Genomic DNA, 20516 nt, shown 5'->3' with positions numbered 1-20516 from the left:
CTGCGGTCGGGAAGCCTACGGGTGGGCCTTGCAAGACGGGTCCGAGGTGTGACGCGGGGACGCCGAGTCCGACTGGGGTGCCGTCCAGTACGCCGTGTGGGACTGGTGCGGGGACTGTGCCTTGTCAGGGTGGGACGCCCAGTGGTGCCAAGCCGGAGCCGAGTGGGCCTGCCGGTGTTGAGCCATCGTCGCCGTCCGGGAAGCCGAGGACGAGTGCGCCGTCCGGTGCGGCCGGTGCCGACGCACCGCCTAGCGTCGGCGCGCCGCCCAGTGCGGGCGGCCCGCCGAGTGCGGACAGTCCGGCTTGGGGGGACGACGGGCCGGTGTGTGAGCGTGACAAGTCCGGTGAGTGCGCGGCTGCGCCGGGGAAGGGGCCGGGGCCGTTCGGGCCGTCTGAGCCGTTCGGGCCGTCCGGAGGGGGCGGCGGAGCGGGAGCCGGAGCGCCGGGGTGGAGTGAAGGCCAGGCCGTCCCGGAGGCGCCCGCGCCGAACCTGCCGGTGGCGCCGAGGCCGGACGCGGTCGTCCTGCCGCCGTTGACCGCACCCGGGGGACCGCCGACGCGCGCCGCAGCCGGAGAGAGCCAGATGACGTTGGTTTCCCCCGCCGCCCTGGACGACGGGGACGAGACCGGCTGGGCCGTAGTCCTCGGCATAGCGCTCGTGGCCGAGATCGGCTTGCTGTGGGGTGCCGCCTGCATCGCGCTATGGAGGCGGCGGATCGCGCTCCAGCGCGCCTCCGAGGCCAGGGCCGTGGAGGGCGGTCGGATCTTGTCATGGGGGTGACAAACCCTGCTTTCACGAATGTGAGCGCTGGCTAATATCGCCCGCCGGCTACCATCCGGTAGCTTCGCGCTCATCGCCGGTCTCGGGAGAATTCTCAATGGCTTTGGGCTCGCTGCTTCCCGAACTCCTGCCGGGCGGGCCCGGCCGCACCCCGCTGATCGAGCGGGTCGCGCGGTGGGCGCGGGAGAAGCCGGACGCCCCGGCCTACACCTTCGTCGACTACTCGATCGATCCGTCCGGCGCGCATGTCACGTTGACCTGGGCGGAGACCGACCGGCGGGCGCGGGCGATGGCCGTCGCCCTGCGACGGGCCGCTGGGCCGGGTGAACGGGCCGCGTTGCTCCTGCCGCAGACGCTCGAATACATGATGGCGATGCTCGGCGCCATGCACGCGCACGTCATCGCGGTGCCTTTGTTCTCGCCTGACCTGCCCGGGCATGCCGAACGGCTCATCGGCGCCTACACCGACGCGGAGCCAGCGGTCGTCGTCACCACGCGGGGTGCGCTGCCGCATGTGGAGAAGTTCCTGGCCGACCATGACGTCCCGCAGCCGAAAGAACTCGTGTTCGCCGACGAGGTAGACGTCGCTTTGGCCGGACGGTGGGAGGATGATCCTGTCGCATTCGACGACCTCGCCTATCTGCAGTACACGTCGGGGTCTACGCGTCGCCCCGCCGGAGTGGAAATCACCCACGGGAACGTGACGGCGAACGCAGCGCAGCTATGGGCGGGCTGGGCGCCTGAGAAGCCTGACCCAGAGCTGGTGAGCTGGTTGCCGCTGTTCCACGACATGGGACTGATCTCGACCATGGCGTTGCCGCTGGTGCACGGCGACCACGCCATCTACACCGATCCCGTCTCGTTCATCATGAACCCGATGCGGTGGCTACGGCTCATTTCCGAGCGTCCGGGCAAGAACGTCTACACGGCCGGGCCCAATTTCGCGTATGAGTACGTCGCGTCCCAGGCGACGGCGGAGAAAATCGCGGAACTTGAGCTGTCCGGGTTGACGACGTGTCTGAACGGTGCGGAACCGATCCGTCCGTCCACGTTGACGACGTTCGCGGACGCGTTCGCGGCGGCCGGTCTGCGGCCTGGCGCGCAGGCACCGGGTTACGGGCTGGCTGAGGCGACCGTGTTCGTCACCGCGGCGGCGGAGAACGTCCCACCGAAGGTGGTATCGGCGGACAGGGACGCGCTCACCCAGGGTGAGTTGAGGCTCTGCGAGGGCGGTTCTGAGCGGGCCAGCGCGCTGGTGTCGTGCGGGCGTCCGAGCGGGCAGATCGTGGCCATCGTTGACCCGGAGACGCGTAGCGAACTGCCGGACGGCCAGGTCGGTGAGATCTGGGTGCACGGGCCGAACGTCGCGGCCGGCTACTGGCGCAACTCTGAACGCAGCCAAGACACGTTCGGCGGCGAACTGCCTGACTCGGGCGGCCTGCCGTCGCGGCCTTGGATGAAGACCGGTGATTACGGTGTCGTCCACGAGGGCGAGCTGTACGTGACAGGTCGCATCAAGGACCTCATCATCGTGGACGGCCGCAACCACTACCCGCAGGACATCGAGGTGACCGTGCAGGAGGCGCACCCGGCCGTCCGGCCCGATCACGTCGCCGCGTTCGCCTTGCCTGGGGAGGAGACCGAGCGACTGGTGGTCGTCGCCGAGCGCAACCGTCGCGTCCCTCTCGGACGGCTGGACGTGCACGAGGTGGAGACTGCGGTACGCGGCGCTATCAACGTCCAACACGAAATGAGCGTCCACGAGTTCGTGCTGATCGAGCCTGGTGGCGTGTCGCGCACGTCCAGCGGAAAGATCGCACGTGCCGCCACGCGGCGGCGTTACCTTGACGGCGAACTGGCGACGACCGCGGCTCGCCTCGCGTCCCGCGGATAGCCGCAGGGCGGATAGCCGCAGGAGGGTCATGCTTTCGGGGTTGGGGCGTCTCATCCACCGGCGACGGTGGGCCAGCCTTGTCCTGATCCTGGTGATGACGGCGATCGCCGGGGTGTGGGGCCTCGGCGTGCTCTCCAAGTTCAAGGAAGGCGGTTTCGAGGACCCCGACGCGTCCTCCACCCTTGTCGCCGAACTCGGCTCCACCTATTTCGGTAGCACCAACCCCGACGTCCTGGTCCTGTACAGCAGCGACACCATGACGGTGGACGATCCGCGCTACAAGGCCAGCGTGAAGACCACCGTCGGACGGCTGCCCAAGGCCAACGTCGAAGAAACCATCTCCTACTGGTCGTTCGACAGTAGGGCCGCGCATTCGTTCGTGTCCCGCGACCGGCGTTCGACGTTCGTCGCGGTGAAACTGCAGGGCAAGGACATCCCGGCCAAGACCGAGGACTATCACGCTGTCAAGGAGCGTCTGGCCGCGCCAGGGCTCCACGTTCAGATCGGCGGCAACATTCCTCTCGGTGAGGAGTTCGGGGAGCAGGTCGTTAAGGACATCGTCCGCGCGGAGACCATCACAGCCTTGCCGCTGCTCATCCTCCTCGTCATCTTGTTCGGCGCGCTGACCGCGTCGCTGCTGCCGCTGGTCGTCGGCGTCTTCTCGATGATCGGCGGGCTCGCCGTCCTGCACGTGGTCACCTACGCCGCCGACGTGACGTCCTTCGCCCTGGAAGTCGTCACGATGATGGGCGTCGGCCTGGCCATCGACTACTCGTTGTTCATCATCAGCCGTTTCCGTGAGGAACTCGACCGCGGCCTGACCGCGCAGGGCATGGCTGTAGGAAAACCCTGGAAACGGGAACGAGACCGGACGGCCCGCAAGGCGGCGAAGCAGGCGTACAGAGCGGCGACACAGCCCGTACGGCAGGACGCCCTGTCCGCCACAATGGCGACGGCCGGCCGGACCATCATGGTCAGCGGCATCACTGTGTCGGCTGCTCTGGCAGGGCTTCTGCTCTTCCCGCAGATGTTCCTCCGTACGATCGGGCTCGCCGGCATCGCCACCGTCATGGTCGCCGTGTTCGGAGCCACCGTCCTACTGCCGACGCTCCTGGCCCTCCTTGGCCCGCGCATCGAATTCGGCCAGATGCCGTGGCGGCGACCCACCTCCAAGAAACCCGGCAACGGTTTCTGGTACCGGCTCGGCCACAGCGTGATGAAGCATCCGGTGCCGTACTTCGCCGTCGTCCTCGTCATCCTGGGCGTGATGTTCTTGCCGTTCCTGAACGTCCAGTTCGGCAGCGTGGACGCCCGCATCCTCCCCAAGGACAGCCCCACCCGCGCCGTCGTGGAGACGCTCAGGGCGGACTTCCCCAACGGATCCGCTGAGCCCATCGACGTCGTCGTCTCCGGGGACCTCATCCCGCGCAACTGGACGCCCAAGGGCAAGGGCGACCCCATCCCGCCCTACCTGGAAGCCTTCAGGAAACGCCTCGGATCGCTCCCCGGCGTAACCGAGGCCCAGTTCACCGGCTATTCCGGTACGTACGGCGGCGTGCGCATCTCCATCACGCACAAATACAAGCCGATGGACCCCCGCGCCCAAGACATCGTCAACGAAATCCGTGGGATGAGCCTGTCCAAGGCCGGTTACCCCATGCACATCGATGTCGGCGGGACCACGGCCGCGCAGATGGATCTGATGTCCAGCCTGTTGCGCACCCTGCCGAAGATGGCGCTCGTCGTCGGGCTCGCGACGTTCGTCCTCCTGTTCATGTTCTTCGGCTCGCTCGTCCTGCCGCTGAAGGCCATCGTCATGAACGTCCTGTCGATCGGCGCGTCGTTCGGCGCGATCGTGTGGGGCTTCCAGGACGGACACCTCGCCGGAGTCCTCGACTTCACCCCGACCGGCGGCGTCGAGGCCACCAGCATGATCCTCATCCTCGCGGTCGTGTTCGGCCTGTCCATGGACTACGAGGTGTTCCTCCTCAGCCGCATCCGCGAGGAATGGGACCTCACGCACGACAACCGCACGGCGGTCGCGTCCGGCATGCAGCACACGGGCGGCGTCATCACCAGCGCGGCGCTGCTCTTCCTCGTCGTCATCGCCGGGTTCAGCGCGGCGGGCATCACCGTCGTGAAACTCATCGGCGTCGGCATGTTCGTCGCCGTCGTCGTGGACGCCGCGCTCGTCCGCTCCCTCCTCGTCCCGGCCACCATGCGTTTCATGGGCGCCGCCAACTGGTGGCTGCCGCCCTTCCTCACCGGCCTGCACGCCCGCATGGACCTCCGCGAACACACCACCGCCCGCGCACCCGCCGCCGCGCCCACGGCCGCCCCGCCTCCGCTCCCGGACGACCACCCCTTCCCCTACGCCCTCACCTGGAAGCGACCCCCCAACGCAGAGGACGGGCCGTGGACGCCTTGGGCGGACGGGCCTCCGCCTCCCCGTCCGCCGAGCAACCACGGTCCTCAACGTGTGATCGCTCCGCGTGTGGACGGCGGAGGTTGGCGCTGGGACGAGACGGATGATCCCCGCTGAGCAGCAGCCGAGACGTCAGTTTCCACCGGTGCGGATTGTTGAGTTGATGATCTGCAGGGCGCGCTCGATGCCGTTCTCGGCTTGGATGCGCCGGGCCAATCGGGCCGCTCGGTCGGTGATCTTCTCGTCCTGGATGGCGCGTCGCAGCCTCGACGCAAGGAGAGGGGCCGTCATTGCGCGGAACGGCAGCGGGTCGGGGCCCGCGCCCAGGGACGCGACACGTTCGCCCCAGTACGGCTGGTCGCCGAAGAATGGACACACCACGGTCGGCACTCCCGCTCGTAGTCCCGCGGCGGTCGTTCCCGCGCCGCCGTGGTGCACCACTGCGGCCATTCTCGGGAACAGCCATGAATGGGGGACGTCCCGGGCGGCGTGCACGTGCTCGTCGGACGTGTCCGGGTCGCCCTGCACGACACCCCGCACCCCGGCCAGCCGCAGCGCCGCCCGGATCGTCAGCCTTGTCAGCTCGGGGTCCTCGGGCACCATGCTCCCGAAACCGACGTACACCGGAGGCGGACCGGCCGCGAGGAAATCGGCCAGGTCATTTGGCGGTTCCCAGCCGTTCTCGTCCAGGAACCAGTAGCCCGTCATGCTGACGTGCGAAGGCCAGTCCTTCGGACGCGGCACCACGGCGGGGCTGAAGCACGCCAGGACGGGGCCGCCGCGCGGCGGACGGCCGCCGCTGGGCAGCCCGCCGTGGAGGGGGAGGCGATCGAGGCCGAGCGCCGCGGCCCGCCAGGGGTTGAGGAACGGGCGTGACAATTGCCAGGCGATCTGCTCGACCGCCAGGTAGCTGATCCGATTTCCCCATCGTCCGAGCAGGCGAGCCTGCGGGACGAATGGATGCGGGAACGCGCCCGTCGGCTGGCTCGGCTGGAAATGAATCAATCCCCAGGGGACGCGGAGATGCTCGCCGAGATGCATCGGAAGGTAGCAGAAAGTGGGGCCGAGAATGAGGTCGGCGCCCTTACAGGCGTCCGAACATTCCGCGAGAAGCCGTTCGGCCATCGGGCCCAGGATCCGCCGGAAGCCGCTCAGGAATTTCACCGGGTTTCGGCCTCCGGCGAGCAACTCCCGTCCGGCGTCCGATTCGAGGATGTCCGCCGGATCCGCCGTCAGCGGCGCGAGTTCCAATCCCGCGGCGGCCGCCAGCGGCGCGTATCGGGCGCTCGCCACCAGCCGGACCTCGTCCCCCTGCTCCCGCAGCGCCCTCCCCAGCGCCGCACAGGGCTGGACGTCGCCCCGCGACCCCGCCCCGAAGATCACGATTCTGCTCACGCGGCCTCCTACCGGGCGTCGTCGCGGACGTGCGCCCGCCGGGCATCGGTCCACCCGGCGGGGCGCGGGGCGGGGACGGCGGGGGATCGCCTGCCGTGTTTGGGCCCCAGCCATCCGCGGCGGCTGGGGAGGGTGAGTCCGCTGATCAGGCCGCCGATGAGGACGAGCGCCGCGCCGAGGACGAGTCCGGCCGCGGTGCCCTCGCGGAACGTCTCCAGTTCGGCGGCGCTCGCGTCCCGCTCGGGGACGTGGTGGACGAGCAGCCCGAGGATCGCGATCCCGAACGCGCCGGACGCCTCGCGGACGACGTTGATGATCCCGCTGGCGACCCCCGCCTGGTGCCCCGGGACGGCCTTCAGGACGTACATGACGAGCGGCATCCCCATCGCCGCGCCCACGCCGACGATCATGACGCCGGGCATCAGGTCGGCGTAGCCGTCGCCCCGCTGCAGGGTGGAGAACAGGAACATCCCGAAGGCCATCAGCGCGAGGCCGCCGCCGATGGCCGGGCGGGGGCCGAGCTTGGCGGCCAGCCAGAACGCCACGGGCGTCATCACCATGATGGCGATGGACGGCGGCAGCATCACCAGCCCCGCCTCGGGCGGGGAGAAGCCGAGGTAGCGCTGCAGGAACGTGGCCGAATAGAAGATCATCCCGTTGAAGCCGATGCCGTACAGCATCTGGGAGAGCAGGCCGCCCGCGAACACCCGGTTGCGGAGGAACCGCAGGTCGATCATCGGGTCGGGGGCCCAGCTCTCCACGAGGACGAAGCAGCCGAGGGCGACGGCGGCGAGCGCGAAGACACCGAGGACGGACGGGTCCGTCCAGCCGTACCGGCCGCCGGACTCCAGCCCGTAGACGACCGCGAACAGCATCGTCGCGGAGATCAGCACGCCGGGCAGGTCGACGCGGGCGCCGCGGTTCTCGCCCTCGCCGGTGAGGACGGCGAGGCCGAGCAGGACGACCAGCGCGCCGGGCACGATGTTGATGAGGAAGATCCAGCCCCAGTACCACTGCTGGACGACGAAGCCCCCGATGGCGGGGCCGAGGGCGATGGCGCTGGACGCGGCCCCGACCCAGACGATCGTGCCGAGTGAGCGCTGCTTGTCGGTGCGTCCGACGGTGACCATGACCTGCGTCGCGGGGAGGGCGAGGGCGGCGCCTGCGCCCTGCACCACGCGGGCGAGGATCAGGGTCGCGGAGTCGGGGGCGAGCCCGCAGACGGCGGACGCGGCGGTGAACACGGTCATCCCGGACACGAAGGTGACGCGGCAGCCGTACACGTCGGTGAGCCGGCCGCCCGCGATCATGAGGCAGGAGAACGTCAGGATGTAGCCGGACGCGACCCAGTCCTTGGCGGAGTCGGACATGCCGAGGTCGCTCATGATGGTGGGCAGGGCGTTGGCGACCACCGTGTTGTCCATGGTGATCATGAACGCGCTGACGGCCACCACCGCGAGCGCCCATCGGTACCGGCCCCGGGTCACTGTGCGCACGGCATGACGTCCCGCTTCCCGCTCCGGGAAATCCGCCGCCTCCTCCTATATTTCGACGGGCTATTGTTACTATTGGTTGATATCTCGTTACTCGGCCCTGACTCCGGGCCGCGGTTCCTGAACTGACCCATCAGGCCACAATGGCCACTCCTGAGTCTTGTCATCACCGTGATAAGTGGGAGATGAGAAAAGTGGCCTGGATGCGCATCGTGAGCCGGTCGGCATAGGACAAAGTGGGTCCCTCGCTTCGCTGGACGATCCGGTTTCACGGGGGGAACCCACCGCATGCAGAGCAACGACCGTTCCTCCGGAACCGCGCGGGATGGTGTGCGGGACGAGGTTCGGATCGGTGCGGATTCGGTCCGCCGGTACCTGATCGAGCAGATCGCCCGTCGCTCCGGGATCGCCGTCGCCGATGTCGATCCCGACCGGCCGCTGGAGGAATTCGGGCTGGCGTCGCGGGACGCGGTCGCGATCGCCGGCGAGCTTGAGCAGCTGCTGGGGCGTTCCCTTCCGGCCACCCTCGTCTGGGAACATCCGACGATCGACAGGCTCTCCGCGGCGCTGGCCGGCGGCGACGCCGTCCGGGAGCCCGCGGGGCGCGTGGTGCGGGAGGTCGCGGATGATGTGCCGGTGGCCGTCGTCGGCATCGGCCTGCGTTTCCCCGGCGGCGACCGCGACCTGACCGGTCCCGAGGAATACTGGCGTTTCCTGACCGGACGCGGTGACGCGATTCGCGAAGTCCCGGACGGACGCTGGGACGCGTTCGACAACGGCTCCCCAGAAGCCGGCGACCTGCTCGCCGGAACGACGCGGCTCGGCGGCTTCCTCGGCGACATCGCCGAATTCGACGCGCAATTCTTCGGCATCACGCCGCGCGAGGCGGCGGTGATGGACCCGCAGCAGCGGCTCGTCCTGGAGGTCGCGTGGGAGGCGTTCGAGCACGCGGGGATCGCTCCGGCGTCGCTCCGCGGCAGCCGCACCGGCGTGTTCGTCGGAGTCTCCGCGCCCGAGTACGCGGCGCTCACCGCTTCCGACCTGGTGTCCCTCGAACCGTTCACCGCGACGGGCGCCGCGCTCGGCATCATCGCGAACCGGCTGTCGTACCTGCTCGACCTCCGCGGACCCAGCATGATCGTCGACACGGCGTGCTCGTCGTCGCTGGTGGCGACGCATCTCGCGGTGCGGGCGCTGCGGAGCGGCGAGGCGGACGCGGCGCTGGCGGGCGGCGTGAACGTCCTGCTGTCGCCCGCGGTCACGATGACGTTCGACCTCGCGGGCGGGACGGCGGCGGACGGGCGCTGCAAGCCGTTCGACGCGTCCGCTGACGGGATGGTGCGCGCGGAGGGCTGCGGCGCCGTCGTCCTGAAACGGCTGCCGGACGCGCTCCGGGACGGTGATCGGGTCCTCGCCGTCATCAGGGGTTCCGGCGTCAACTCGGACGGACGGTCCAACGGCCTCGTCGCGCCGAACTCCGAAGCGCAGCGGGCCCTGCTCCGGGACGTGTACGCGGCCGCGGGCGTCGACACGCGGGAGGTCGATTACGTCGAGGCCCACGGGACGGGAACGTTCCTAGGCGACCCGATCGAAGCGAAGGCGGTCGGCGAGGTTCTCGGCGCGGGGCGTGAGCCGGATGCGCCGCTGCTGCTCGGCTCAGCCAAATCCAACCTCGGACACATGGAGTCCGCGGCGGGCGTGGCCGGGCTCATCAAGACGGTCCTTGCGCTGCAGCACCGGGTCATCCCGCCGAGCGCGCACTACAAAGAACCCAACCCTCATATTCCGTTCGATGAGCTACGGATCGCGGTCGTCGCTGATGAGACGCCGTGGCCCGAGAGGGGTCGTCCCGCGCGCGCCGGCGTTTCCGGGTTCGGATTTGGTGGGACGAACGCGCACGTCCTCCTGGAAGAGGCACCCGCGCAGGAGACGGCCGCGCAGGAGACGGCCGCGCAGGCAGCCGTTGTGCAGATGTTTCCGCTGTCCGACGCCAGCGACGACCGTGTACGCGACCACGCAGCCCTTCTAGCCGAGTGGCTCCCCAGAGAACTGGAACTCTCCGACCTCGCGCGCACACTGCATCGGCGAAGCGGCCGTGGACGAGCCCGCGCCGCCGTCGCAGCCCGGGACCGTGCAGGGCTCATCGACGGATTGACTGCTCTCGCCGAAGGGCGTCCACACCCTGGTGTAGTGAGCGGCACAGCGCTCGGCACTCCGGGCCGTCCTGTGTGGGTGTTCTCGGGATACGGGGCGCAACGCGCAGGGATGGCGCAACGGCTCCTAGAGGAGGAGCCCGCATTCGCCGAAGCCATCGATGACCTGGACGTCCTCTTCGCCGAAGAAGACGGCCCCGGCCTGTGGACGCTCCTTGAGGAAGGACGGAAACCGGACGGCCCAGCGGACACCATGCCGGTGCTGTTCGCCATCCAGATCGGCCTGGCCCGCATGTGGACGTCCTACGGCGTCGCGCCGGGTGCGGTGATCGGCCACTCGATGGGCGAGGTCGCGGCGGCTGTCGTCGCCGGCGCGATCACCCTGGAGGACGGCGTCCGCGTCATCTGCCGCCGATCGCGGTTGCTCTCCCGGCTCGTCGGCGGCGGCGCGATGGCCGCCATCGGGGCGTCCGCCGACGAGGTCGCGCGCCTCAGCGACGGGCTGCCCGAGGTGTACGCGGCCGTCCACGCCTCGCCGAAGCAGACGGTCGTCACGGGCGGCGCCGATCAGGTCGCGGAGATCGTCCGCCGCGCCGAGTCCGAGGGCCGCCTCGCCCGGACCATCCAGGCCGAGGGCGCCGGACACTCTCCTCAAGTGGAAACCATCCTTCCTGACCTGCGGAAACTGCTCGCCGGGGTGGGTGCTCGGCGCGGCGAGCCCCTCGCCGAAGGCGTCCAGCTCTACACCACTGCCCTGGACGACCCTCGCGCCCTACTCGACCTGGGCGGCACCGGGGTAGGGGTCGATCACTGGGCGGCGAACCTGCGGAACACCGTCCGGCTCACCGATGCGGTGGCGGCGGCCGCGGAGGACGGGTTCCGGACGTTCGTCGAGGTCAACGCCCACCCGATCCTCGCCCACGCGGTCGCGGAGACGCTTGAGGGGACGGGCACGCTCGTCACCCACACCCTCAAACGGGCGCCGAAGGGGCAGCAGACCGACGACACGCTGACGTTCCACGCCCAGCTCGCCACGCTGGCCGCGCATGGGCATGCGGTCGCCGAGCCCCCGGCGGGTGGACGGATCATCGACGTCCCGCAGTCACCGTGGCGGCATGAGCGGCACTGGGTCGATCTGTCGGCACGGACGTCGTCCAGGCAGGACGAGCACCCGCTGCTAGGCGCGCACGTCGAACTGCCCGGCGAGGAGCGGCACGCCTGGCGCGCCGATGTCGGACCGGCCGTCCAGCCGTGGCTCGACGGGCTGACCGTCCATGGGCTGCGCGTGCTGCCGGTGGCGGCGTTCGCGGAGATGGCGCTGGCCGCCGGGGCGATCGCCCTCGGGACCGACGGCGTCCGCGTCAACGGCCTGCGGCTGGAGCGGCCGCTCGCGCTCGCCGATCACACGACGGTGACGACGACGTTCGCGGAGGCGGAGCAGCGGGTCGAGGTCCATGCGCTGACCCCGGCTGGGACGTGGACCCGTCTGGCCAGCGCGGACGTGGGCATCGACCACCGCGTCCCGGCATCGCCCGGACCGGGAGCCGTCACGGAGGTCGCGGGCGCCGAGCGCGGCAGCCGCCACTACAGGCTCCATCCGGAGGTCTTCCACCGCTGCCTTTCCGCCCTGGCCGCCGAGGCCGCGTCCGGCGGCGGGGTGTGGACGGCCGAGACGATCGGCAGTCTCCGTGTGCATGGGCCGACGCACCGGGGTGGGCACGTCCAGGCGAGGGTGGTCCGGGACGACGACGGCGACGGTATGACGGGGTCGGTGCTGCTTCTTTCTGCAGACGGCCAGGTATTGGTTGAGGCCACGGGAATCGCCCTGCGTCGTGTCGAGCGGCATGACGTTCCGGTGCCAGTCGCGGACAAGCTTGTCGAGCTGGTCTGGGACGCGTCCCCGCTCCAGGGGGCCGACACGTCCGAGGGCGTGTGGCTGGTGTTGGCCGATGAGGATGATGCGCTCGCCGCTGCCGTCACTGCCGGGCTGGAGGGACGTGGCAGGATGGTCGTCCGGCATCGGCCGGCGGAGTGGCCGCCCCATGCTGAGCCCCCGCCCTTGGACGGCCCGGTCGACGGTGTTCTTCTCGTCCCGTCCGCTGACCTTGTGGACGAAGAGCTCGTCTTGACCGTCGCGGGCGTGAGCCGTTCCCTTCCGGACGGCCCGCGCATGTACATCGCGACGCACAGAGCGATTCCCGTGGTGGACGGGGAGCGAGGCAAGCCCGGCCACGCTTTCGTCAGCGCGCTCACCCGGGTCCTGGCGTTTGAACGGACCGTCCAGCGGGCCACGCATGTGGACGTGGATCGTCCGGCAGACCTGGTCGAAGAACTCGTTGGCGGTGGCGACGCGCGAGAGGTCGCATGGCGCGGCGGTACACGGTACGTGGCGCGTCTCGCTCAGGCCGTCCTGCCTGCCGAGCGTGCCGAGCGCCGGAGGAAGCGGGTCGTCCGGCGCGGCGGCGCGTATGTGATCACCGGCGGGTACGGCGGGGTCGGCCTCGTCACGGCGCGGCTGCTGGCCGAGCGCGGGGCGGGACGCATCGTCCTGTCCGGGCGGAACGGGCCGGGCGCCGACGCGGAGAAGGTGATCGCGGGCCTGCGGGAGGAAGGCGTGGACGTCGGTGTCGTGCTCGGCGACATCGCGCGGCAAGGCACCGCCGAACGTCTCGTCCAGGCCGCGCAGGAGGGCGGCGCGAGGCTGTGCGGCGTCGTGCACGGCGCCGGGGCCCTCGAGGACCGGCTGATCGCCGACCTCGGCGCGGAAGAGCTCCACAGGGTGTGGACGGCGAAGGTCGAGGGCGCGCGGCGGCTCAGCGAAGCAACCCGGGACCTCGATCTCGACTGGTTCGTGGCCCATTCGTCGGCCGCCGCCCTGCTCGGCTCGCCCGGCCAGGCCGCCTACGCCGCCGCGAACGCCGCTGTCGACGCGCTGATGGCGTACCGGAGGTCCTGCGGACGTCCGGGAACCACCATCAACTGGGGCGCCTGGTCACAGGTCGGAGGGGCCGCGCACATGTCGGTCGCCGCGCTCGACCCGATCAGCCCGGCGGAGGGGGCCGAGGCCCTGGAGGCGCTGCTCGCCCACGGCATGCCCGCGACCGGGGTGCTGCGCTTCGACCCGGTCACGGCGGTCGGACTGTTCCCCGAGATCCGCCGCATGCCCTACTTCGCCGCGCTGACCCGGGCGGCGGACGAGGCGGGCATCGGCGACGACGCCGGCTGGCCCGGCGTGGAGGCGCTCGACGGCGCCGATCCCGCCACCGCCCGCGACATGGTCGCCGCGCAGATCAGACGCAGGATCGCGGCCGTTCTCGGCTTCGACCCGGAGCGGCTCGACCCGTCCGTCCCGCTGACGGACCTCGGCCTGGACTCGCTCGTCGCGGTCAGGATCAAGAGCGGCGTCGAGCACGATCTCGGCCTGACCGTCCCGGCGTCCGTCCTGCTCCGAGGGGCGAGCGTCAACGCCTTCGAGGAGTGGGCGGCCACCGAACTGGGCCTCCCAGCCGCACCCACCCCACCCCCCACTGTCGATGGCGGGTATGTCTTGCCGCGTGATGCTGCTGAGCGGCTTGCCGTCCGGATCTTCGAGGACGTTCTCGGCCTCGGTCGCGTGGGCGTCACGGCAGACTTCTTCGGTGACCTCGGCGGCAAGGATCATCAGGCGGACGAGGTCGTGGCTCAGGTCGCGGCCGAACTGGCCCGGCAGGCAGGCGAAGACGCGCCGGATCCTTGCCGCGATGAGTTGTTCGCGGTGCCCACGGCCGAGCATGTCGCCGAGTTCATCCGGGCCGCGGACGAGGAGGCGGCGCGGCGGACCGTGCGTCCGCTGAGATCGTCCGGGCACCGCCGTCCGATCTTCATCGCGCACCCGGCCGGCGGGACGACGGCCTGCTACCGCCCGCTCGTCGAGCGGCTCGGCGGCGACCAGCCGGTCTTCGGGCTGGAACGATTCGAGGACGCGCCGCCGGTCGAGGACCGCGCCGCCCGCTACGTCCGGCATCTGCTGGAGGTGCAGCCGGAGGGCGCGTTCCGACTCGGCGGCTGGTCGTTCGGCGGCGTCCTCGCCTACGAGACGGCTCGCCGGCTCCAGCGGGCCGGACGCGAGGTCGAGCTCGTGGCGCTGTTCGACGCGGGCCTGCCACGGCCGGTCGACGACGAGTCCGGCACGCTCGCACGCCGGTTCTCCGCGTTCGCCGACTACATCAACGAGACGTACGGCCTGGACGTCGCCCTCACCTACGAGGAACTGGCCGGGCTGGACGAGGAAGCACAACTCGCGCTGGTCATGGAGCGCGCCGCACCCCTCGTGGACCACATCCCGCCGGCCGCGCTCACCCACCAGCTCACGTCCCACCAGGACACCCGTTCCCTGGAGGCGTACCGGCCCGGGCCGTACGACGGCCGCGTCATCCTGTACCGCGCGCCCGAGGAGACCCCGTGGGCCGTCCGGGATGCCCGCTATGTGCTCGACGGGACCAACGGTTTCGGCGGGCTCTGCTCCGACCTGGAGATCGTCACGATCCCCGGCGCGCACCATCTCAACCTGCTCGACCCGCCGGGTGTGGACGTTCTCGCCGCGCACCTGGAGCGCCGGCTCGCCAGAGGAGGAGGACGACGACGGCCGGAGAGCGACGCCGCCGTCCCCACCGCGCCCGCACGGGCACCCGCGCCCGGTTCGGCCGCGGCCCGCTGAGCGCGCCGGCCTGGCGAAGGTCACCCCCACGACGGAGGACACGAACCCCATGGCCCAGAACGGCTCGTCCCACGACCTGCTCGATGCCGTACGGTCCGGCGCGAGCGGGCCCGAGCTTCGGGAGATCGACCTGCCGACCCGGTTCCGCGCCGCGTTCACCCGCAAGGACGAGGTCGGGATCTTCGAGGGCCACGCCGACAAGGACGTCCGCCGCTCGCTGCACGTCGGCGAGGTCGAGATGCCGGAACTGGCCCCGGACGAGTGCGTCGTCGCCGTGATGGCCGCCGCGATCAACTTCAACACGGTCTGGTCGGCGATCTTCGAGCCCGTCCCGACGTTCGCGTTCCTGGAGAGGTTCGGCCGGCAGGGCTGGCACGGTGCGCGCCACGACCTGCCGTACCACGTCCTCGGCTCGGACGGCGCGGGCGTCGTTGTCCGGACGGGCAGCGGCGTGAAGAGCTGGAAGGTCGGCGACAAGGTCGTCCTGTCCCCGTCCTACGTGGACGAGGAGGACCACGGCTCCTATGACGACGGCATGATGTCGGAGTCCCAGCTGGCCTGGGGGTTCGAGACGAACTTCGGGTCGCTCGGCGAGTTCTGCATCGTCAAGGCCAACCAGCTCATCCGCAAGCCCGCGCACCTCACCTGGGAGGAGGCGGGCTCCACCACCCTGTGCGCAGCCACCGCCTACCGGATGCTCGTCGGGACGCACGGCGCCCGCATGAAGCAGGGCGATGTCGTGCTGGTCTGGGGCGCGACCGGCGGGCTCGGCTCGTTCGCGACGCAGCTCGTGAAGAACGGCGGCGGGATCCCGGTCGGTGTCGTGTCGTCGGACGAGAAGGCGGAGATCGTCCGGGCGCAGGGATGCGAGCACGTCATCAACCGGAACGAGCTGGACCTCGGTGAGCAGGGCCTCCGCCACCCCAAGGCCGGACGGATCCTCGGCGAGGCGATCCGCCGCCTGGTCGGCGAGGACCCCGGCATCGTGTTCGAGTACCTCGGCCGCGAGACGTTCGGCGCGTCCGTCTACGTCGCCAGGCGCGGCGGCAAGATCGTCACCTGCGGGTCGTCCACCGGATACCGGCACGAATACGACAACCGCTTCCTGTGGATGCGGCTCAAGAGCATCATCGGCTCGCACGGCTTCAACTACCACGAGGCCGCCGAGACCAACCGCCTGATCGGCCTCGGCATGATCCACCCGACGCTCTCGAAGGTGTTCCCGCTGGACGAGGCCGGGGCGGCGACCCGGGCCGTCCAGACGAACCAGCACGTCGGAAAGGTCGCCGTCCTCTGCGGCACCGCCTCCGAAGGCCAGGGCGTGGACGACCCGGCCCTCCGCGAACGCATCGGCGAAAAGAAACTGACCCTGTACCGCCGTTCGGTTTGATCAAGCGCGTCATAGATCCTGTTGAGCCGGGCAGAGGGCTGAAAGGCCAGGTCATCGAATCGGGGGGCGCGGATGACGACGTCCGGGGAACGGTATGGGCCGCAGTTCGGCCCGGACATCACGTTCTTGGGGGTGCCGCGCTGCACCTGGTCGGCTGCGTCGACGTACGGCGACGCCGAGGTGGTCATCCTCGGGGCCCCGTTCGACGGCGGCACGTCCCACCGTCCGGGGACGCGGTTCGGGCCGCAGCACATCCGGCAGACCTGCTACCTGCCGTCCAACGGGTCGCGGCCGTCGCTGGCGCTGCGGGTGGACGGGCTGCACGGCGACCTGACGGTCTACGACGCCGGGGACGTGGAGATGTACTCCGGCGACGCCGAACGTTCCGTCCGCGACCTGCAGGAAGCCGTGTACACCGTGGCCCGGACCGGGACGATTCCGTTGATCCTGGGCGGCGACCACACCATCGCCTGGCCGGACGCCGCCGGCGTGGCGCAGCACCTCGGTGCGGGACGCGTCTCGATGATCCATTTCGACGCGCATGCCGATACCGGCGACATCACCTTCGGGTCGCTGGTGGGCCACGGACAGCCGATGCGGCGGCTGATCGAGTCCGGCGCGGTGCGCGGCGACCGGTTCCTCCAGGTGGGCCTGCGCGGCTACTGGCCCGGCCCTGAGACGCTGGCCTGGATGGCCGAGCAGGGCATGCGGTCCTACGAGATGACCGAGATCGTCGCTCGCGGCCTGGACGAATGCCTGACCGAGGCGTTCCAGATAGCCACCGACGACTGCGAAGGGGTCTTCCTCTCGGTCGACATCGACGTCTGCGATCCCGGGCACGCACCCGGCACCGGCACGCCCGAGCCCGGCGGCCTCACCGGTCGGCAGTTGCTGGACGCGGTACGCCGCGTCACCTACGAGCTCCCGGTCGCCGGCATCGACGTCGTCGAGGTCTCTCCGCCCTACGACAACGCCGACATCACGTCGGCCCTGGCCAACCGAGTCGTCCTGGAGGCCCTGTCCGGCATCGCCCGCCGACGCCGCGACGACCGCGACGGCACAGTCTGGGACCCCCGCCAACCCCTCCTCGACGGTCGCTGACCAGCAACGACGACCGGGTTTCCGGCGAACGAGCCCGCCGCACCGGCCTGCGTCAAGGCGTTGCGGGCGGTGCCGTGGCGCGTGGGCTGGACGTCGTCGCGGGCGGTGCCGTTGCGGGTCGGCTGAACGTCCCCGCGGGCGGACGTGAAGGGGTGGTCGCCGGTGGGCTCCCGAGGGTGCCCGCGGGCACGACGCTCATGGCGACGTGCTGCGCACGGGTCGCGTCGGCGCCCGGACCCCTCAGGGACACGAAACCCCACGCGCCGGGCTTCCACTGCCATGCCAGCTCGACCGCACCGGCCCGCAGGACCGGCGTCGCGAGCACATGGGCCGCGTGCCCGTGGACCGGTGGCGCCGGACGACCGGACGGGACGCGCCCGCCGCTACCCGGCGGCAACCGGCCCTCCGGGTACATCTCGATGAGCCCGTCCGCGCGCAGCGTCCCGTCGGGCCGCTCCGGGCGCAGCGTGATCCGCTGGACGTCGCGCCGCGACTCGTACGACACCGGGGTGAACCCGCCGGCCGAGCCGACCTGGAACTCGTGCCGTCCGGGATCGAACCGTCCGGCGACGGGGTCGGGCGGGCCGGACGGCCCGCGGCTGAGGAGCGGCACGGCGAACAGCGTCACGACGACCGCCGCCGCGGCCGCGGCCGCCGTCGCCGTCCGGCGGGCCCGCACGCGGCGCCGACCTGCGTGGACGGCCGCATCGGCGAACCCGGTCGTGTCGGCGGACGGCGGCTCGTAGCCGCGCAGCGTCCCGAGCATCCGAGCGGCCACATCGTCGGATTCGTCGGGTTCACGCACCGCGGTCACTCCTTGCTCCATACGGCCGGGTCGGTATCGCCCAGCAGTGTGCGCAACCGGGCGAGGCCATGCGCGGTCTGGCTCTTCACGGTCCCCTCGGAGCAGCCGAGGACGCCCGCGACCTCCGCCACGGGCAGGTCACACAGGAACCGCAGGACGAGGACCGCGCGCTGCTTGGGCGGCACCCGGCCGAGCGCCGTCCGGACGACCGTCCGTGTCTCCACGTCCGGGGCGCTCGTGGCCGGCACGCCGGGTGTTTCGGCCGGGGCGCCCGTGAGCCGGACGCGCGCCGTCCAGTTCAGGCGCCGCTCGTTCAGGAACGACCGGACCAGGATCGCACGGACGTACCGATCGATGTCATCGGCGACCCGCGCACGACGCCAGTGGACGTACAGCCTGGTCAGCGCCGCCTGCACGATGTCGTCGGCGCGGTGCGCGTCGTGGCACAGCAGGTGAGCGATGCGGCGCAGGCCGGGCAGGGCGTGCGTCACGTACTCCACGTACTCCGCCTCATCGGCCGCCCGCACCGCCGCGCCCCTCCCATCGCCGACCCGCCCGAGCGCCGTCGCCGTCGTCGTGCTCGCCGCCGTCCTCCCCTTCCATGGGACGCCCGTCCGTCCCGGGGAGATCGCTCGTTCGGTCGCCATGGCCGGTCACCGCCCCGGTCCGTCGTGCGTGATCGGGCGGACGTCCCACAGCCACACTCCGCCCTCGGACCGTCCAGGCCCGAGCAGCGCGGACACGACCGCGTACACCTCGCCCGCACGCGGCGCCCGGCGGTCGAGGACGACCACGTCGGCGCGCCAGTACGCCAGATCGTCGAAGGCGGCGGCCCGTTCGGCGCCGCCGACCGCCGGCGGATCCTCGTCGTCGGCGGCGCGGCGCAGCAACTCGGACGTCGGACGGCGCGGCGCCCCGTATCCGCCGAGGCGCCGCGGCCCGAACGGGCCGATGAAATATCCCTCGGGCACGGCGAACCCGAACCCCGCCTCGATCTGCCAGTGCAGCGGCTCCGCACGAACGACGTCCGGCAACGGCGCCGGGACCAGCGTCCGCCCAGGTCCGACGTACCGCCGCCACATCCCTTCGGTGAAGAACGCCGGCACCGGGGGCCGGTCAACGGCGGGCAGCGGCTTCGGGACGATCGGGACCAGCGCCTGCGCCAGCACGACCACGCCCACCAGGCGCACCCTCGTCCCGGGATGCCCCTCCGCGAGGAAACGGTCGAGGCCGAACGCCAGCAGCAGCCCGATCGGCGGGACGCACACCATTGTCATCCGCGACTCGAGTACCGATTCGTACAGCGGAAAGATCGAGAACACCCGCCAGGGCCCCGGCACCCCGGTCGGCCTGCCGTTCACGATGATCTCCGGCCCCAGGGACAGCACGGCCGCGACCACGACCACGACGCCCAGCGCCCGCACCGCCGGATCGCGCCGCAGCCAGACGGCCAGCGCCACCACCAGCACCAGCAGCGGCCAGCCGAAGAACGCGTTCTGCTCGGTCGTGCTCGCGTCCAGCGGACCCGGCACCGCCTGGTGCCCGGCCAGCGACTGCCGGGCGAACGCGGCGAGCGTCGCGACGTCGTTGCCCGCTGGGCCGTGCAGCAGACCGTCGTAGCTCTGCCGTCCGAAGAACTGCCGGGTCAGGGCGTACGCGGTGAGCGCCGCCGCGATCGGGGCCGCGACGGCGAGGCCGCCCGCGACGCGCCGCGCCATGGCGGCGTCCGGCCGCGCCAGAACGTACGCGACGCCGAAGACCGCGAGGCCCGTGGCGGCGAGCAGCAGCGCTTCCTCACCGAGAAAGACCTGGTACGCGACGAGGACACCGAGGAACACGCCTTCGCGCATGACGCGTCCTTCGCCGCTCGCGAGCCGGATCAGCCGTCCCACGATGAGCGGGATGACGAACAGCGCGACGAAATTCGGGTGCGCGTTCGCGTGCGAGATCATCGGCGGCGCGAAGCCGCAGAACCCGCCCGCGACCGCCGCCGCGGGCCGCGACAGGCCGAGGTGACGGCGGGCCAGCGCGTACCAGGCGGCGGCCGTCCCGGCGAGCCCGAGCGTCAGCACCAGCGCCCAGGTGACCGACGGGCCGAACGCCAGGGTCACCGGCGTGAGCGGCACCGACACCCCGAGCATCACGGTGTTCGCCATCAGGTTCACGCCGTCCGGGGTGTTCTGCAGGGTGGTGAAGAACGGGTCGTCCAGATGCGTGACGGACCGGGCCGTCACGGCGAAGAACCACTCCCACTGCGCCTGGTCTTGGCCGCCGTCCACCAGGTAGTGGCGTGTCGGGTCCGCCCACAGATTCTTCAGGACGGCGAACGCCGCCAGCACGACCCCACCGCACACCGCAAGATCGATCCCCGCCCACCCGCGC

At 71.0% G+C, this 20516-nt stretch carries 11 protein-coding genes; 6 read left to right on the top strand and 5 right to left on the bottom strand.

All coding sequences use genetic code 11. The features are described from left to right. The first annotated feature begins 584 nt into the window (after positions 1-584). From E1287_RS29920 to E1287_RS29910, 3 genes are all read left to right on the top strand, one after another. Positions 585-782, top strand: a complete 198-nt coding sequence (locus E1287_RS29920) for a hypothetical protein (RefSeq protein WP_131968615.1) — start codon at positions 585-587, stop codon at positions 780-782. A 97-nt stretch (positions 783-879) separates the two neighbouring features. Beyond that, positions 880-2676, top strand: a complete 1797-nt coding sequence (locus E1287_RS29915; RefSeq protein WP_131968614.1) for a fatty acyl-AMP ligase — start codon at positions 880-882, stop codon at positions 2674-2676. Between the two features lie 28 nt (positions 2677-2704). Further along, entirely contained in the window at positions 2705-5218 is a 2514-nt protein-coding gene (locus tag E1287_RS29910; protein ID WP_131968613.1) for an MMPL family transporter, read from the top strand. Between the two features lie 15 nt (positions 5219-5233). Here E1287_RS29910 and E1287_RS29905 read toward each other — a convergent pair whose 3' ends face one another. Together E1287_RS29905 and E1287_RS29900 are read right to left on the bottom strand one after the other, a co-directional pair. Next, complete coding sequence (locus tag E1287_RS29905) at positions 5234-6496, bottom strand: glycosyltransferase (protein WP_165969238.1); 1263 nt, start codon at positions 6494-6496, stop codon at positions 5234-5236. Positions 6497-6504: 8 nt separating this feature from the next. After that, positions 6505-7992, bottom strand: coding sequence for an MFS transporter (locus E1287_RS29900; RefSeq protein ID WP_243719525.1), 1488 nt, complete (start codon positions 7990-7992; stop codon positions 6505-6507). 285 nt (positions 7993-8277) lie between these two features. Here E1287_RS29900 and E1287_RS29895 point away from each other — a divergent pair, with 285 nt between their 5' ends. The 3 genes from E1287_RS29895 (at position 8278) to speB (ending at position 17329) form a co-directional block, all read left to right on the top strand. Further along, a complete protein-coding gene (locus E1287_RS29895; protein ID WP_131968611.1) occupies positions 8278-14838 on the top strand; it encodes a type I polyketide synthase in 6561 nt (2186 codons plus the stop codon). 49 nt (positions 14839-14887) lie between these two features. Next, the gene (gene ccrA, locus E1287_RS29890) at positions 14888-16228 is read left to right on the top strand and encodes a crotonyl-CoA carboxylase/reductase (protein WP_131968610.1); all 1341 of its coding nucleotides are present in this window, start codon (positions 14888-14890) and stop codon (positions 16226-16228) included. A gap of 72 nt (positions 16229-16300) precedes the next feature. Beyond that, positions 16301-17329 (top strand): agmatinase, encoded by a 1029-nt coding sequence (speB, locus tag E1287_RS29885; RefSeq protein WP_131968609.1) that lies wholly within the window; start codon positions 16301-16303, stop codon positions 17327-17329. 52 nt (positions 17330-17381) lie between these two features. On the opposite strand, the gene E1287_RS29880 is transcribed toward speB, so the two are convergent. The 3 genes from E1287_RS29880 to E1287_RS29870 form a co-directional block, all read right to left on the bottom strand. Beyond that, complete coding sequence (locus E1287_RS29880) at positions 17382-18134, bottom strand: hypothetical protein (RefSeq protein ID WP_131968608.1); 753 nt, start codon at positions 18132-18134, stop codon at positions 17382-17384. A 5-nt stretch (positions 18135-18139) separates the two neighbouring features. After that, positions 18140-18781, bottom strand: coding sequence for a SigE family RNA polymerase sigma factor (locus tag E1287_RS29875; RefSeq protein WP_131968607.1), 642 nt, complete (start codon positions 18779-18781; stop codon positions 18140-18142). Between the two features lie 6 nt (positions 18782-18787). Further along, positions 18788-20516, bottom strand: a 1729-nt coding sequence (locus E1287_RS29870) for a glycosyl transferase (protein ID WP_207934541.1), incomplete at its 5' end; no start/stop codon positions are given.

The sequence above is a fragment of the Actinomadura sp. KC06 genome (assembly GCF_004348735.1).
In the GTDB taxonomy this organism is placed as follows: domain Bacteria; phylum Actinomycetota; class Actinomycetes; order Streptosporangiales; family Streptosporangiaceae; genus Spirillospora.
The sequence above is the reverse complement of the archived record's forward strand: the minus strand, read 5'-3'. Positions and strand labels throughout refer to the sequence as shown.

What these genes read in the sequence shown, in the direction of transcription:
- E1287_RS29915 (WP_131968614.1), top strand. Translation starts at nt 880, where the DNA reads ATGGCTTTGGGCTCGCTGCTTCCCGAACTCCTGCCGGGCGGGCCCGGC.
- E1287_RS29910 (WP_131968613.1), top strand. Translation starts at nt 2,705, where the DNA reads ATGCTTTCGGGGTTGGGGCGTCTCATCCACCGGCGACGGTGGGCCAGC.
- E1287_RS29875 (WP_131968607.1), bottom strand. Translation starts at nt 18,781, where the DNA reads ATGGCGACCGAACGAGCGATCTCCCCGGGACGGACGGGCGTCCCATGG.
- speB (WP_131968609.1), top strand. Translation starts at nt 16,301, where the DNA reads ATGACGACGTCCGGGGAACGGTATGGGCCGCAGTTCGGCCCGGACATC.
- ccrA (WP_131968610.1), top strand. Translation starts at nt 14,888, where the DNA reads ATGGCCCAGAACGGCTCGTCCCACGACCTGCTCGATGCCGTACGGTCC.
- E1287_RS29920 (WP_131968615.1), top strand. Translation starts at nt 585, where the DNA reads ATGACGTTGGTTTCCCCCGCCGCCCTGGACGACGGGGACGAGACCGGC.
- E1287_RS29895 (WP_131968611.1), top strand. Translation starts at nt 8,278, where the DNA reads ATGCAGAGCAACGACCGTTCCTCCGGAACCGCGCGGGATGGTGTGCGG.